Genomic DNA, 12,020 nt, shown 5'->3' on the forward strand with positions numbered 1-12,020 from the left:
CGGATGAGTAGGTGACCGGGACGGTGTTTCCAGGCGCCACTGCGTTCGCACCCGATTGTCTGCACTGATGTCCAGGGCCAGAAACGCATGTTTCCCTTGCGGCCGTTACGTACGCGTATGCCCGCGCTGTCGATGTGCAGGTCGGCGGGAACGAGGCTGTCGGACAGGCGCAGTGCTGGGACTGCGGCCGGAAGGGCTGCAACGAGTCCCGAAACCATCAACGTCCAGGAACCTGTCGTGGCGAGGCACACGATCCTTCCGCTCCGCCTCCGACGACGTCAGGGCAATTGCGCTGCCCAGCCCGTGCCGTCCGACCCGCCCGGATCAGCGCGGCAGGCGGCGGGCAGGGCGGGGTCGGTGTCCCAGACGCTGATCTCCACCGCGCCGTCGCTGACCTCCAGCTCCAGCAGCAGCGGGCCGGGCGCGTACTTGACGGCGTTGGTCACCAGCTCGCTGACCACCTGCTCCGCCGTGCCCAGTGACCGGTATGCCGTGCACGGCGTGGACCTCGTTCATAAACCGGTGGTCGGCACGCCGGGCCTCGGCGATCGGCTTCTGGCGTCAAAAGCGACGGCCGATACAGGGCGGCTGGCCAGCGGCTGGTTCGTCCTCGCGCACAACTGATCGCCACCGCCACCCTTCTTCTGAGTAACCCACGGTCAACGCCGCGAATACCCCCGAAACGCCCCCGCAGTCTCACCCGGGACGGTCATGCCCCTAAGGAACGCAGCCGCAGGCCGGTGCCGTACTGGCGAGCGGTCGCCAGCAGTGTGGTCAGCCCGGCGCAATCGCAAACCGCGCTCAGATCGATCCCCGCCGATGATCGGCCGGGGGAGAGCGTTCTGTTCGCCCTGGCACGCGCCAAGGCAGCGACCCCGACGCCCTGGCCTGAGCAGACCCCCGGCCTTGTCCGTCGCCTGCGCGGGGCATCGGCGGGCCGCGCGGTCATTGCCCCTGATTTCATCGGGGCATGCGAGAGCCAGGGCTCCGCCAAGTTCGAGGGTCACCGACGGAGTGACGTCGCGGGTAGCTGGTGGAACGCGTGGAGGCTGCGCTGGGGCGCTGTAAAGGATTCCTTGACGAGCGAGCTGTGTAAAGGCATCCTTGACATGTGACTGATTCGCCGATGTCTCTCGCGGGCCTGGCTTCTCGCCTTGCCGCGCAGGCCGCTGCCCTGGCGGCGTCGGCTGGCAGCCCAGTGGCCCAGCCGGCCTATCTCGACCTCGTCCGACTCGCCGAGGACGTCGACGGCCTGGCGGAGCAGGTACTGAAGCTGTGCGTACAGCAGTGCCGGGATGCCGGCCACACCTGGCAGGAGATCGGGGACCTGCTCGGAGTCACCCGCCAGGCCGCGTTCCAGCGGTTCGGCAAGCCCATCGACCCGAGAACGGGAGAACCCGTGGACAAGACCGTGCGCATGACCGACGCCGCCGCCCGAGCCACCGAGATCGCGGCCGCCGTCCTCGATGGCCGTATGGACGAAGCCCGCCGGTCGTTCAATGCCGAGGTGCTGGCGGCGTTCACCGACGAGGTCCGCCTCGATGGGCTGGCCACGGTCGCCGGTCTGGTCGGCGCGTTCGAGGGCTTCGGCGAGGGCGAGCCGTTCGTTCGCCGCATCGGCGACCACACGGTCGTCGACGTCCCGCTGCGCTACGAGGCCGGCGACATGAAGGCCCGCGTCGCATTCGACGCAGACGAAAAGGTCGCGGGCCTCTTCATCCTCGCGCCCGAAATCCCGTGAACCACCTCTCCGCTCCCTGGTGCAACTGGTGGACCGTCAGGAAAGGCAGATAAGCATGGCCACGCCCACCTACGACGACGGCACGATCCGCTGCGACGACCAGGGGATCGCTATCCTCCGCTACTACCCATGGGGGGCAAAGCGGATCCGTTATGCCTCGATCAGGGGCGTGGAGACGCTTGCCCTGACCGGCGCGAACAAGGTGCGCAGGTGGCGCATCTGGGGCTCGGGGGACTTCGTCCACTGGTGGAACTTCGACCCCAACCGGCCGAAGAAGGGTCTGGCACTCGTGCTCGACGTCGGCCACCGGGTCCGCCCCACGATCACACCGGACGATGCGGCCGCCGTCGTCCGCATCATCGCGGAGAAGAGCCCTGAGTGATGGGGGCGTACGCCACCATGCTGATTCCCGTGGCGCTCCTCCTCGCGACGGTGTTCTGGGTCTACCAAGACGCCGCGCTCCGCGCCAGGCGGGGAACGCCTGTGTACTTCTCGGCGGGCTCCATCGAAGTGAGTAAGCCCGCCACGTGGGCTCTCGGCTGCCTGTGCTTGTGGATCATCTTCATGCCGCTATACCTCACGTGCCGCCGACAAGCCGACTGACGAGCAGCGTGACGGTCAAATCACCCACAGCCGCGGCAATGTTCCGCGCCGCACGGCTCCCGTGTCAAAGGCCGAAATAGCGTTTTACGGGCGGCCCCTGCCTGGGGCGCTGCGTGCGGGGGCCGCCCGAGCCCCGCAGTCCTGTCCGTGCGGGGCAGTTACGACGCTAAGGCCCAGGTTGTGGCATCGCTCGTCTGGCCGGTCGGCCGGGTGAACGCGGATGGGCGGGTATTGAAGAGCTGGCGCTCACGCGCCGACCGCGGTGAGCGGGGCGGCCCCCGGTGGTGGGTGCCGCCCCGCTCACCCTGTCCGGCCCAGCAACTGCCGCCGGTGGGGCGGATGCCGAGCGGGCCGAATTCGTCGAACGCGAAGACGCGGTCCGCGAAGTGCTCAATGACGTGTTCAATCCGGTCGAGCTTGGCGTCACGGGCGGGGTCGGTGGACTCCTTACACGTCTTGGTGCGCTGGAAGGTCACGCCGCGGCGGGGTCACCCGAGCGCGGTCAAGAATCAGGCTCCGGCGATGATCCGGCCCGGCATCGGCTCCGCGAGCGCGGCCCGCCAGGCCGGCGCGCCGAACGGGTCGGCGAAGTACTGCGTCTCGTGCACCACGTGCTGGTCAGCGAATTCCATGATGCTCACCGAGTACGAGGGCACACCGTCGTAGGTGATGACGCATTGGCTCACCCACAGATTCGCCTGGCCGGTGATCCGCTGGACGGTGAAGTGCCGGTCGGCCGGGTGCCCGCCGCGTTGCGCCGCGATCGCTGCTCGGCCGCGGAACCGCTCACCTGACTGTGGGTAGTCAAGGATCGCGTCCGTGGCGTAGATGGCGTGTTCGGCCTCGGTGTTCCCGCGTTCCGAGGCGCGCCAATGCTCCTCGATCGCGGCCCTGGTCCGGGAGTCAGCGTCCATGGCACCGCCCTTCCGTAGCGGTGCCAGCCTAGGCACTCGGGGCCATAGCCGGCCCGGGGCCAGGCGGACCTGGGCTGTCAAGTCCTCCCTTTGGCCGGATCCGAGGGCGGCAGCCATCCACGGTGGCAATGGCGTCGAGTGACCGCTACCCGGCTCACCCCATCGCCGATCCATTCGGCTGTCGCCAGCCCAGACCGCGGCGATCAGACATGTCCTCGACCAGGTGCTGACCAGGGTCCGGTCAGCGTGCACGGAGCGGATCTTGCGGTGCCCCCATCCGGAGGCTGCCAGCTCCTGCCCGGCGCCGATCACCACCGCCAGCTCCGCCCGCCTGACCAGGCAGAATTCCGGAAGCAGGACGTGGGTGGCCCTGCATACCCTGCACCGCGAGCGGCGCGGCCGCACGGGGACCACTCCCGTCGGTCCCGTAGCCGGCGAAGTCGTCCCCACCCCCAGCCAGCCAGCACCCCGCCGCAAGCCGGACAGGCCAACTCGCCTGCCGAAAGCCGCCGTTCGACAAGGGCCGCGTCGGCTTCTACTGTCACCAAGAGCGCCTCCGGGCGTACCGGCACGGCCCTCCCGCGATTGACGGCAACCGAGACGGGCGGGCCGTGAACAGCACAGATTCAGTGGTTATGCGGCTGCCGCCTGGGCGAACCTGCCCAACAGTCCCGGCCAGCCGCCAGGCGAGTCGAAGGCGGAGCGAACCTGCTGGCGTGCGTCGCCGAAGCGGTCCAGGTTGCGGTGCTCAAGGTCGACGCGGGTGCGCTCCGGGCCCTCGGCGGTGAACCGGATCTCCACTTCGGTCAGCAACTGGGGGTCGAAGTGCCATGTGGCGTCGATCTGCCAGGCCAGGACGAGCCGGGCTGGAGGCTCCCACGCCAGCACACGGCCCCACTCGCACTCACTGCCGTCCTCGCCGATCTCGTACCAGCGGCCGCCTTCCTTGCCTTCAAGCACCGCCTCCTTCATCTCGCTCTCGCCGATGTGGTGGCTCTGACGGGGCCACCAGCTGTCCATGCCCTGGGTGAAGACGGTGAACGCCTTGTCGATCGGCGCGTTGACGGTCACGCTCTTGCGGATGGGCTGATCAGTCATGTGCCTGCTTTCCTTCGCATTCCGCAGCCGCTTTGAACGCAGCCAGTGCCTGATCCCAAAAACGGTCCAACCAGGTGCGCAGGGCACCCAGCCCGGCCGGGTTGAGCTGGTAGACCCTCCGCGTGCCGACCGCCCGGTCCACTACCAGCCCGGCCTCCTTGAGCACCCTCAGGTGCTGGGAGACCGCGGGGCGGCTCACCGGCAGGCCCTCCGCCAGCTCGCCCACCGCCTTCGGGCCATCGCCGAGACGTTCAAATATGGCCCGCCGAGTCGGGTCTGCCAGAGCAGACAAGGCATTTGCGTAAGTCACCACTTACGTAAGTTATGACTTACGGACTGAGGAAGTCAAGCCTCAGATCCATGGGCGCGATCTCTGCCCCGCCCAACCCGGTGCGGAATCCGCCCCCCTCCGAGGGCGGGCAGCCAACGGTGCCGGTGCCCGGACCGACCCCCAGCGGTCCGGGGCACCGCCGTGTCTCGTCGCGCGGTGGAGCCGGCGCGCGACGCCTCCATCGCGCGACCTGGTTTGCCGCCGACTATTGCCACCACTTACGCAACCAATCTCCGGTGGCTAGTCTGGCCTCATGACCGTAGACATGACGCTCCGGATCCCTGATGAGCTCGCCCCCTCGATCCGGGCCGGTGCTGAAGCGGCCGGCATGAGCCTGAACGCCTATGTGGTGCGCGCCGCCCGCCGTCAGGCCACTCTCGACGCCGCGCGCCAGCTCGCCGCGCTCGGTCTCGGCGACGACCTGGCCGGCGAAGGCGACACCCTGCGGTGAGGCGCGGCGAGATCTGGACCCTGCCCGACGGCCGCGACGTTCTGATCGTCTCCCTGACCGGCCTGGAAGAGGCCTACGGCGCGGTGCTCGCGATTGTCCTGCACCCTTCGGGCCGCTACCCCGACACCGCCATGTCCGTCGTGGTGGGCGACCCGGTCCCGTGCACGGCCGTCGCAGTGAATCTCCAGCAGCTGCGCAGCACACGTTTCGACGGGGCGGCCTGCCGTGGCACGGTCCCCACCGAGACGATGGCGCGCGTGGACCAGGCGCTGCGCGCCGTGCTGGACCTGTAGCCCCGCCATCAGCTGATGCCGTTTCCCAGGGAAACGCGGTACGCGGAACTACCACGCCCGGTTTCCCGGCCCGGGGAAACCGGCCCCTTGTGCGCTCTCCGCAGGGCCGGCCGGAGCGGTGAGCACGCGGTTCCGCTCCCCGGAAAGACGGCGCGGCCTTGCGGAGGCTTGCGGGGAAGTGCTGCCGCAACACCTGCCCGGCAGGCCGTCGGCGTGCACTGGATCGGCGCGCGTTGCTACGAGGTCTTCACAACAGGGGTGAGGGCCCGGGACCAGGTGCTGGTTCCGGGCCCTCGTGAGGTTCGCGCATCCGCGGGGAGCGGATGTTCATGGCGCGATGCCCTCCTCAACGACTCCCCGCCGCGTGGGTCACGCTGCTCAGACTCCCTGCCCGCCGACCGCGCCCACCGTGCGCCCCTCCGCCCTGGTGCCGAACCGTCCCGCCTTCACGGAGGCCAGGCACGCCGACCACTCGCCCGGTGCGAACGCCAGAGGTGCAAGCCGCCGGTTCTTGGAATCGCGCACGCCGATCGACTTCGGAAAGCCGACCACCTCCACGCAATGGGAGTCCTCGTTCCCGCTGTAGGTGCTTTTCCGCCACAGACCGAGCGGTGTAGACCGTTCCCCCTTGGTCGTATCGCTGCCACGTTGTGCACAGGGTCCTGCTTCTTGAGGGCCTGGCGCGTGCTCATTGTCCGACGCGGTAGAACGGGGTCATGGTGACCGATCAGTCCGTGCCCCAGAGACAGGGAGGGAACCCAGGGCCTCGTCAAAGTTCCACCTTGCCCTCTTTGTTCGCATCTCTCTCTCGTGAGACCGGGCTCCTGCTGTTCATCTCCGGGGCGTCCAATCGTTCGCGAGGAGGCCGAGGATGGTTTCGTCTTCGTATGCGCCGTATACCCACGCGGAGCGCCGCAGCGTGCCCTCGCGTGTGAACCCGACCCTGGTTGCCGCCGCGAGCATCGGGGTGTTGTCCGTAAGGGTCTCGATCTGCAGGCGCTGTAGTCCGCGCACGGCGAATCCGTACTCGCAGAGCGTGTGCAGGACATCGACGCTGAGCCCGCGGCCGCGGAATGCGGGGCGCAGGGCGATCCCGATGTGAGCCGTCCGGTTGTGTGTGTCGATGCCCCAAAGCAGGGCCTCGCCGGCCAGTTCCTGCGACTCCAGCTCGACAACGGAGAAGCACGCGGCCTCGTCCGACGGTCCGGTCGCGGTGAAGGGTGAGTGACCCGAACCTGGTGGGATGGGCCGCCAGGGGCGAGAGTCGGCGCGCGACCGTGTGGCCACATCGTCGTACAGCTCGGAATGGAGAACTGGGACGTCGCTCTCGTGCCGGGCACGCAGCCCGGTCTTTTCGCCACGTATCACAGGGCATTGCTATACGAGGGGCAGTAGCCGATCAACCAGATTTCTCCACCTCATCCATACAGGTGGCAGTCAGGCGAGCCCGAGGAGTGTGAGCGGTCGCAGAGGGTCGGTGGTCCAGGGAGGTCAGGACGAGGGCGGCCGTGTCGGCGATGGACCGTACGAAACGGCTCCGTTGCCGGTGCACCTCGGGTTAGCGGCGCTGCTTCCGAGGTTGGAGAAAAGGGGGCAAACGGGGTAGGGCGAGAGACCGGTGCGAGCGATGGCATCCACGACGAAGGCCGGCCGGGACTGGACTCGGCGCAGGACCGCGAAGAGGGAACGGCTGGAGGCGGTCCGGCCGTACTGCTCGGGGCGGGTGCTGGACGCCGGGCGGGTCGGCGACGCCCTCCAGGCGCTGTTGCGGCCCGGCGATCGGGTAGCGATGGAGGGCGACAATCAGAAACAGGCTGACTTCCTGGCCGAGGCGCTGGCCGGCTGCGATCCGCATATCGTGCACGACTTGCACCTGCTGATCTCCTCGATCAGTCTGCGAGAGCACCTGGACGTGTTCGAGCGCGGCGTGGCCCGCCGTCTCGATTTCGCCTACGCCGGCCCGCAGAGCGTGCGCATGGCGCAGCTGCTCGCCGACGGCAATGTCGAGGTGGGTGCGATTCACACCTACGTCGAGCTGTACGCGCGCATGTGCGTGGACCTCACGCCCAACGTCGGCCTGCTCTGCGCCGAGCAGGCCGACCGGGACGGGAATCTGTTCACCGGGCCCAGTACCGAGGACACGCCGACCATCGCCGAGGCGGTGGCCTTCTCCGGCGGGGTGAACGTGATCCAGGTGAACGAGCTGGTCGACGAGCTCCCCCGGGTGGACATCCCGGGCGACTGGGTAGATCTAATTGTCGAGAGCCCGCGGCCGTTCGCACTGGAGCCGCTGTTCACCCGGGACCCCCGCCACATCGGCCAGGTAGAGATCTTGATGGCCATGATGGCCCTGCGCGGGATCTACGAGCGGCACGGCGTGGTCACGCTCAACCACGGGATCGGCTACGACACCGCGGCGATCGAGCTCCTCCTGCCCACCTACGGCGAGGAGCTGGGGCTGTGCGGGAAGATCTGCCGGCACTGGACGCTCAACCCGCATCCGACGCTCATCCCCGCCATCGAAAGCGGCTGGGTGGAATCGGTGCACTGCTTCGGCGGGGAGCCGGGCATGGAGCGGTACGTCGCCGCCCGGCCGGACGTGTTCTTCACCGGCCACGACGGCTCATTGCGGTCCAACCGGGTGTTGTGCCAGCTCGCGGGGCAGTACGCGGTGGACCTGTTCATCGGCTCGTCGCTGCAGATCGACGCGTACGCGAACTCTCTACGGTCACCGAGGGCCGGCTGACAGGGTTCGGTGGAGCGCCCAACATGGGGCACGATGCGCGGGGACGCAGGCACCCGTCCACCGCCTGGCTGGAGCTGTTGACCGGCGAGACCGCCGCGGTACGCGAGCGCAAGCTGGTCGTGCAGATTACGCAGACCTTCCGTTCGGGCGGCACTCCGGCGTTCGTGGAGTCGCTGGACGCGATCCAGGTGGGCGAGGACGCCGGCATGCCCATCCCGCCGATCATGATCTACGGCGACGACGTCACCCACGTGGTGACTGAGGAGGGCGTAGCCTACCTGTACAAGGCTGCTGGGCTGGCCGAACGGCGTGAGGCGGTGGCCGCGGTGGCGGGCGCCACCCCGGTTGGCCGGCGCGCCGACGCGCCGACCGCGATCAGGGCGTGGACGTTGATGATGCGGCCGCCCTCGCGGACCTTCTGGGGCAGCGCGTCGGCCCAGGCGAATGAGTAGGTGTCCGGCCTCCAGTGGCCGGTTGCGGAAGGCGGCCACCTGTTCGTCCAGGTGTTTGGCCATCGCGGACACCTGGGACTTCGACAGCTGCGTGACGCCGAGGGACTTGGCAAGCTTCTCGACGCGGCGGGTTGAGACACCGAGTAGGTAGGCGGTGGCGACCACCGAGATGAGGGCCTGCTCGGCCCGGCGTCGTCGTTCCAGTAGCCAGTGCGGGAAGTAACTGCCGGACCTGAGCTTGGGGATGGCGAGTTCGATGGTGCCGGCGCGGGTGTCCCACTCGCGTGGGCGATATCCGTTGCGGTGGTTGACTCTCTCGTCGCTGACCTGCCTGTATTCGGCGTTGCAGAGGGCGTCGGCCTCGGCGGACATGAGCGCGTCGGCGAACGTTTTGACCATCGCGCGCAGCAGATCGGGACTCGCCGCGGCGAGGTTGTCTTCCGCGAGAGCGTGCAGGGGCAGACTGTCGGGTGCGGTCATCGTGCTGATCTCCTTCGGGCTTCGACACCTCGAAGATCAGCCGGTGGCCGTTCATGTATGCGGGCTTCATCCCGACGCCGGAGCAAAACCCGGATCAGGTCGAACCCGTACCCCATCTCCATGGACGCAACCGAGGCGTCCGTCAGCGACGCCTGCTGGTCAGCCGACCTTGGCCGGGTTCCTCGGCTCGGGCTCGGGTGCTGGCGCGGCTGCGGCCGGCCTTCTGAGCGGAAAGGCCGGTCGCAGTCGGGACGAGCCGACGGTCGGCGGCAAGGCACCAGCCGGTCTGCGCCAGCTCACACCCCGCCGTCGCTACGCGGAGCCCAAGGCCTGAGCCGCCCAGTCCAGCCCGAGGTCGGCCAGCCGCTGAAGCTGCTCGGTGCTCAGCTTGGCGCGCCTGGTCTCGATGTTGGAAAGCCACACGTCAGACCGGACCTGACTGCCGTACGGCAGAACCTCGGTCCAGAAGCGCCCGCGGTGGGTTGACCCGTCGATGTCGGCGTTCGTTGGCCCCGACCGCTGGGGCCCGTCACCGGCGGCATGGGACCGGACTCTTCACCCGCGCCATCAAGCGCATCTCCCAGCGGCCGGGGTGCCCATCGCCTGGACCGGGAATTTCCTGCGCATCGGCCTGGCCTCCAAAGCTGGCGGCAACGGCATTGCCTTCACCGACCAGGGTGGCTGCGCCAGCCACTCCCGCTCCGTGCAGATCGACGACGGCTGGGAGGACAAGGCCGCCGCCGGCTTCACCTGACGCCACCGCAGTCCGAAGCCGTGTCCATCGCTAGGAGGTCAGGGATGCGGCAAGCCGCAGTCTGTCGCGTAGCTGCTGCCGGGCGAGGTTCAAGGTCTCGGCGTGCTCTTCGACAAGTCGTCGCTGGTAGGCGGACTGGACCGCGTAGTACGTTCCGACGAGGTTGGTCTTCTTCTTGCAGGCCACGTCCACCGTGGCTGCTGTGATCGCCTGGGGTTCTGCGAGCTCCGCGTCGGTGAAGCCGAGTTCTTCGGCCGCCTTCATCGGTTCTTTGGCCTGATAGCCGGACTTGGCCATACACGCGGACCATGTTGCGTTCACGCGCTTGATGCGCGAGTCGGTACGGGCCCTCGTCTCTGCTTCGGACTTCAGCTGGAAGACGTAGAGGACGTCCACACTTTCCGGGTCCGGGGCGTAGAGCTTGAGGAAGGATTCCCTGGTGCACCCGCCTACGGGTACGCCCCCGTGGCCGCTTTGGCGCTCTGCTTCCTGCTGGCTCTTCGGCAGCTCGTCGGGCCGTAGATCGGGGGCCCCGAACAGGGCGGTCTCCTCCGCCTTGCTGACGGGCTCGCGCTTCCCCCTGGTGGCGAGGGACTTTGTTTCCTCAGGACTGCGGTAGCCGTATCGGGCGGCCGTTTCCGGGTCCGTGACCCCGTAGATTCGGCTGTTCGGCGCCGCCTTCGCCGCCCCGGACTGCGGCGGCGGCTGGTAGTCGAAGCCGAGCCGGTCCATGCACCGGGTGGTCAGGACCTGCTGGGCCTTCACCAGCAACTCCCTCTCCTCGGGGGTCGCTTCGTACGCGTCGAGCGGGAGCGCCAGATCGGCGGAGTCCGCCAGGACCGGGATGCCGGAGATTTCGGGCTCCGGCGCCCCGTGCGCGGGGCCGCTGGCTGTGACGGAGCATCCGGTCACCGCCACGGCGGCGGCTGCAAGGGCGACGAGGTGTCGCGGAACACGGCGGACAGACAAGGACATCACAGACCTCAGAGGTGGCCAGGGCGGATCCGGCGCGGACCGGATCCCGCCCGTGGAAGATCAGTGGAAGATCACCAGTCGATGTAGTTCGAGGAGATTTCGTTCTTGAAGTTGGACGACGCGTCACCCGAGTAGCCGGCCGGAATCCAGCCCTTGATGCCGCTGCGGTAGGCGTCGGTGTCCACCTCCCACTGGTAGGCGTCCCGGTTCCAGTAAGAAGCGGTGTTGTCGTTGGTGCTACGCCCCTCGCCCGCGCAGTTGACGCCGTACGGGTCCTTGAAGTTGTCGCCGACGAACGTGTTGTCGTCGTAGTAGCTGTCCCGGACGCACCCGAGCCCGCCGGAGTTGTAATAGAGGCCGAATTCGCCGGACTCGAGACGGCCGTCGAGGTTCGTGGCGGCGTAGGCACTGCCCGCGCCGGTCAGAACGGATCCGGCGAACAAGGCCGCGGCCAAAGCGGCCCCGGCGGCGAAACGCACTGCGTTGGTCCTGCTCATCTCACTCCTGGGAGAGAAGTCAACTCGGGATGCGCAGTGGGGGGTCCGCCGAGTGTGATCACCGTCTGGAGGTATGTCAAGAAGTTGCAAACGGTTGATCGAGTACCAGTCATGCCGTAGGTTGCGGTTCCCGCTGTTGCGGTGTCTGCGCCAATCCCCCTGGTCGAGCAACTGGAGTTGCGATGCCGTCTGCCCGTCGAAGATCTCAGCTCCTGCTTGCCGCCCTGGCCGCGGGCGTCCTGTCGGCCGGTTGCTCGGCCTCGGGCGACGCCCGAGACGCGGCGCCGAGCGCGTCCGCCGCCGACGCGCAGGAAGTGGCCTACTACCGGTGTCTGGAGGACCAGGGGCTGGCCCTGGAGGTGACCGACGGTGGTGAACTCCGGGTCGACAAGGACAAGGCGGCCGAGTTCGGTTATGCGAAGGAGCAGGCGGCCGAGGCCAAGTGCCGCGGCAAGCTCCCCCACGGCACTCCCTCGGCATCCGCTCCGGCCGCGGCACTCGAGGCGGCACGGAAGCAGGCGGAGTGCTTCCGGAAGAACGGCGTACCCGACTATCCGGACCCCGACCCGAAGACCGCCGAGATCAAGCTCAGCGATGAACTGGCCGCAAAGGTGAAGCGGGACTTCGCGGATGTGGCCGCCAAGTGTTCGCCTGCTGACGGGCCGGGGATCGTCGGCGGCTGACC

At 68.3% G+C, this 12,020-nt stretch carries 16 protein-coding genes and 3 pseudogenes; 8 read left to right on the top strand and 11 right to left on the bottom strand.

What is annotated here, in order from left to right; all coding sequences use genetic code 11:
* Nucleotides 1–278: 278 nt before the first annotated feature.
* Entirely contained in the window at nt 279–446 is a 168-nt protein-coding gene (locus AB0950_RS38045; RefSeq protein ID WP_366780531.1) for a hypothetical protein, read from the bottom strand.
* Nucleotides 447–501: 55 nt separating this feature from the next.
* Between AB0950_RS38045 and AB0950_RS38050 the strand changes: the two genes are divergently transcribed.
* From AB0950_RS38050 to AB0950_RS38060, 3 genes are all read left to right on the top strand, one after another.
* Nucleotides 502–624: a hypothetical protein gene (locus tag AB0950_RS38050; RefSeq protein ID WP_366780532.1), complete on the top strand. Its 123-nt coding sequence runs from the start codon at nt 502–504 to the stop codon at nt 622–624.
* Between the two features lie 487 nt (nt 625–1,111).
* Entirely contained in the window at nt 1,112–1,741 is a 630-nt protein-coding gene (locus AB0950_RS38055; RefSeq protein WP_366780533.1) for a DUF3887 domain-containing protein, read from the top strand.
* A gap of 55 nt (nt 1,742–1,796) precedes the next feature.
* Complete coding sequence (locus AB0950_RS38060; RefSeq protein ID WP_366780534.1) at nt 1,797–2,123, top strand: hypothetical protein; 327 nt, start codon at nt 1,797–1,799, stop codon at nt 2,121–2,123.
* Between the two features lie 523 nt (nt 2,124–2,646).
* Here the strand turns inward: AB0950_RS38060 and AB0950_RS38065 are convergent.
* From AB0950_RS38065 to AB0950_RS38080, 4 genes and pseudogenes are all read right to left on the bottom strand, one after another.
* Nucleotides 2,647–2,829: pseudogene (locus tag AB0950_RS38065) on the bottom strand (IS630 family transposase); the annotation flags it as partial.
* 24 nt (nt 2,830–2,853) lie between these two features.
* The gene (locus AB0950_RS38070) at nt 2,854–3,258 is read right to left on the bottom strand and encodes a nuclear transport factor 2 family protein (RefSeq protein WP_360576162.1); all 405 of its coding nucleotides are present in this window, start codon (nt 3,256–3,258) and stop codon (nt 2,854–2,856) included.
* A 633-nt stretch (nt 3,259–3,891) separates the two neighbouring features.
* Complete coding sequence (locus AB0950_RS38075; RefSeq protein WP_360576164.1) at nt 3,892–4,356, bottom strand: SRPBCC family protein; 465 nt, start codon at nt 4,354–4,356, stop codon at nt 3,892–3,894.
* Nucleotides 4,349–4,669: a metalloregulator ArsR/SmtB family transcription factor gene (locus tag AB0950_RS38080; protein WP_360576166.1), complete on the bottom strand. Its 321-nt coding sequence runs from the start codon at nt 4,667–4,669 to the stop codon at nt 4,349–4,351. The genes AB0950_RS38075 and AB0950_RS38080 overlap by 8 nt, the downstream gene beginning before the upstream one ends.
* Before the next feature lie 271 nt (nt 4,670–4,940).
* On the opposite strand from AB0950_RS38080, the gene AB0950_RS38085 reads away from it, so the two are divergent.
* Together AB0950_RS38085 and AB0950_RS38090 are read left to right on the top strand one after the other, a co-directional pair.
* On the top strand, nt 4,941–5,138 hold the full coding sequence (locus AB0950_RS38085) for a toxin-antitoxin system HicB family antitoxin (protein ID WP_289929273.1): 198 nt from the start codon (nt 4,941–4,943) through the stop codon (nt 5,136–5,138).
* Nucleotides 5,135–5,431, top strand: a complete 297-nt coding sequence (locus tag AB0950_RS38090) for a hypothetical protein (protein ID WP_360576168.1) — start codon at nt 5,135–5,137, stop codon at nt 5,429–5,431. Before AB0950_RS38085 ends, AB0950_RS38090 begins: the two co-directional genes overlap by 4 nt.
* A 378-nt stretch (nt 5,432–5,809) precedes the next feature.
* On the opposite strand, the gene AB0950_RS38095 is transcribed toward AB0950_RS38090, so the two are convergent.
* Both AB0950_RS38095 and AB0950_RS38100 read right to left on the bottom strand, forming a co-directional pair.
* Entirely contained in the window at nt 5,810–6,034 is a 225-nt protein-coding gene (locus tag AB0950_RS38095) for a DUF397 domain-containing protein (RefSeq protein WP_360576209.1), read from the bottom strand.
* Between the two features lie 228 nt (nt 6,035–6,262).
* Nucleotides 6,263–6,799 carry a GNAT family protein gene (locus AB0950_RS38100; RefSeq protein WP_360576169.1) on the bottom strand — a complete coding sequence of 179 codons (537 nt, stop codon included), beginning with the start codon at nt 6,797–6,799 and terminating at the stop codon, nt 6,263–6,265.
* 259 nt (nt 6,800–7,058) lie between these two features.
* Between AB0950_RS38100 and mdcA the strand changes: the two are divergent.
* Nucleotides 7,059–8,629, top strand: a pseudogene (gene mdcA / locus AB0950_RS38105) (malonate decarboxylase subunit alpha).
* On the opposite strand, the pseudogene AB0950_RS38110 reads toward mdcA, so the two are convergent.
* Nucleotides 8,533–9,109: pseudogene (locus AB0950_RS38110) on the bottom strand (transposase); the annotation flags it as partial. The pseudogenes mdcA and AB0950_RS38110 sit on opposite strands and share 97 nt — an antisense overlap.
* Nucleotides 9,110–9,421: 312 nt before the next feature.
* Nucleotides 9,422–9,532 carry a helicase gene (locus AB0950_RS38115; protein ID WP_360576171.1) on the bottom strand — a complete coding sequence of 37 codons (111 nt, stop codon included), beginning with the start codon at nt 9,530–9,532 and terminating at the stop codon, nt 9,422–9,424.
* Nucleotides 9,533–9,701: 169 nt separating this feature from the next.
* Between AB0950_RS38115 and AB0950_RS38120 the strand changes: the two genes are divergently transcribed.
* Nucleotides 9,702–9,863, top strand: coding sequence for a hypothetical protein (locus AB0950_RS38120; protein WP_360576173.1), 162 nt, complete (start codon nt 9,702–9,704; stop codon nt 9,861–9,863).
* Between the two features lie 30 nt (nt 9,864–9,893).
* Here AB0950_RS38120 and AB0950_RS38125 read toward each other — a convergent pair whose 3' ends face one another.
* Together AB0950_RS38125 and AB0950_RS38130 are read right to left on the bottom strand one after the other, a co-directional pair.
* Nucleotides 9,894–10,781, bottom strand: a complete 888-nt coding sequence (locus tag AB0950_RS38125; RefSeq protein WP_366780535.1) for a hypothetical protein — start codon at nt 10,779–10,781, stop codon at nt 9,894–9,896.
* 128 nt (nt 10,782–10,909) lie between these two features.
* The gene (locus tag AB0950_RS38130) at nt 10,910–11,335 is read right to left on the bottom strand and encodes a hypothetical protein (protein ID WP_360576176.1); all 426 of its coding nucleotides are present in this window, start codon (nt 11,333–11,335) and stop codon (nt 10,910–10,912) included.
* A gap of 182 nt (nt 11,336–11,517) precedes the next feature.
* Here AB0950_RS38130 and AB0950_RS38135 point away from each other — a divergent pair, with 182 nt between their 5' ends.
* On the top strand, nt 11,518–12,018 hold the full coding sequence (locus AB0950_RS38135) for a hypothetical protein (RefSeq protein WP_360576177.1): 501 nt from the start codon (nt 11,518–11,520) through the stop codon (nt 12,016–12,018).
* Nucleotides 12,019–12,020: the final 2 nt, after the last annotated feature.

It is taken from the genome of Streptomyces sp. NPDC007189 (genome assembly GCF_040703635.1).
In the GTDB taxonomy this organism is placed as follows: Bacteria; Actinomycetota; Actinomycetes; order Streptomycetales; family Streptomycetaceae; genus Streptomyces.